Origin of the sequence: Klebsiella sp. HMSC16C06, from assembly GCF_001808325.1 — a bacterium.
Taxonomy (GTDB): domain Bacteria; phylum Pseudomonadota; class Gammaproteobacteria; order Enterobacterales; family Enterobacteriaceae; genus Klebsiella; species Klebsiella variicola.
In genome coordinates this window covers 1-1,637 of the sequence record NZ_KV793016.1, presented here as the reverse complement: position 1 = coordinate 1,637, position 1,637 = coordinate 1, and the positions used below count along the sequence as shown (strand labels likewise).

Annotated in this window: 1 protein-coding gene; it reads left to right on the top strand. The window is 59.9% G+C overall.

Annotated features, from left to right (window positions below; translation table 11 throughout):
- Positions 1–1,637: transketolase (tkt, locus tag HMPREF3142_RS22370; RefSeq protein WP_070612633.1), on the top strand; the 1,637-nt coding region annotated here is incomplete at both ends.

Sequence of the window (1,637 nt, the reverse complement as noted above, 5' to 3'; positions counted from 1 at the left end):
CTGAGCATGGACGCTGTACAGAAAGCCAAATCCGGCCACCCGGGGGCCCCGATGGGTATGGCTGACATTGCCGAAGTGCTGTGGCGTGATTTCCTGAACCATAACCCGAACAATCCGGCCTGGGCTGACCGTGACCGTTTTGTGTTGTCAAATGGCCATGGTTCGATGCTGATTTACAGCCTGCTGCACCTCACTGGCTACGATCTGCCGATTGAAGAGCTGAAAAACTTCCGCCAGCTGCACTCCAAAACCCCGGGTCACCCGGAAGTCGGCTACACCGCGGGCGTGGAAACCACCACCGGTCCGCTGGGCCAGGGTATCGCTAACGCGGTCGGGATGGCTATTGCCGAGAAAACTCTGGCGGCGCAGTTCAACCGTCCGGGCCACGACATCGTCGACCACTACACCTACGCCTTCATGGGCGACGGCTGCATGATGGAAGGCATTTCTCATGAAGTGTGCTCCCTGGCCGGTACTCTGAAACTGGGCAAACTGGTGGCCTTCTATGATGACAACGGCATCTCCATCGACGGCCACGTTGAAGGCTGGTTCACCGACGATACCGCGAAACGCTTTGAAGCCTACGGCTGGCACGTGGTACGCGGCGTTGACGGTCACGACGCTGACGCCATCAAACGCGCAGTAGAAGAAGCGCGTGCAGTTACCGACAAACCGTCCCTGCTGATGTGCAAAACCATCATTGGTTTCGGTTCGCCGAACAAAGCCGGTACCCACGACTCCCACGGCGCACCGCTGGGCGACGCCGAAATCGCCCTGACCCGCGAAGCGCTGGGCTGGAAACACGCGCCGTTTGACATCCCGTCTGACATCTATGCCCAGTGGGATGCCAAAGAAGCCGGCCAGGCGAAAGAAGCGGCGTGGAATGAGAAGTTTGCTGCCTACGCGAAAGCCTTCCCGCAGGAAGCGGCCGAATTCACCCGTCGTATGAAAGGTGAGATGCCGTCTGACTTCGACGCCAAAGCCAACGAGTTCATCGCGAAGCTGCAGGCTAACCCGGCGAAAATCGCCAGCCGTAAAGCGTCGCAGAATGCTATCGAAGCCTTCGGCCCGCTGCTGCCGGAATTCCTCGGCGGCTCCGCTGACCTGGCGCCGTCCAACCTGACCCTGTGGTCTGGTTCTAAGCCGATCAACGAAGACACCGCGGGTAACTACATTCATTACGGCGTGCGTGAATTCGGTATGACCGCTATCGCCAACGGTATCGCGCTGCACGGCGGTTTCCTGCCGTACACCTCCACCTTCCTGATGTTCGTGGAATACGCGCGTAATGCGGTACGTATGGCCGCGCTGATGAAACAGCGTCAGGTGATGGTCTACACCCACGACTCCATCGGTCTGGGTGAAGACGGCCCGACTCATCAGCCGGTAGAGCAGGTGGCTTCCCTGCGCGTGACGCCGAACATGTCCACCTGGCGTCCGTGTGACCAGGTTGAATCCGCGATTGCGTGGAAATATGGCGTAGAGCGTCAGGACGGCCCGACCGCGCTGATCCTCTCCCGTCAGAACCTGGCGCAGCAGGAGCGTACCGCAGAGCAGCTGGCAAACGTCGCTCGCGGCGGTTACGTGCTGAAAGATTGTGCCGGCCAGCCGGAGCTGATCTTCATCGCCACCGGTTC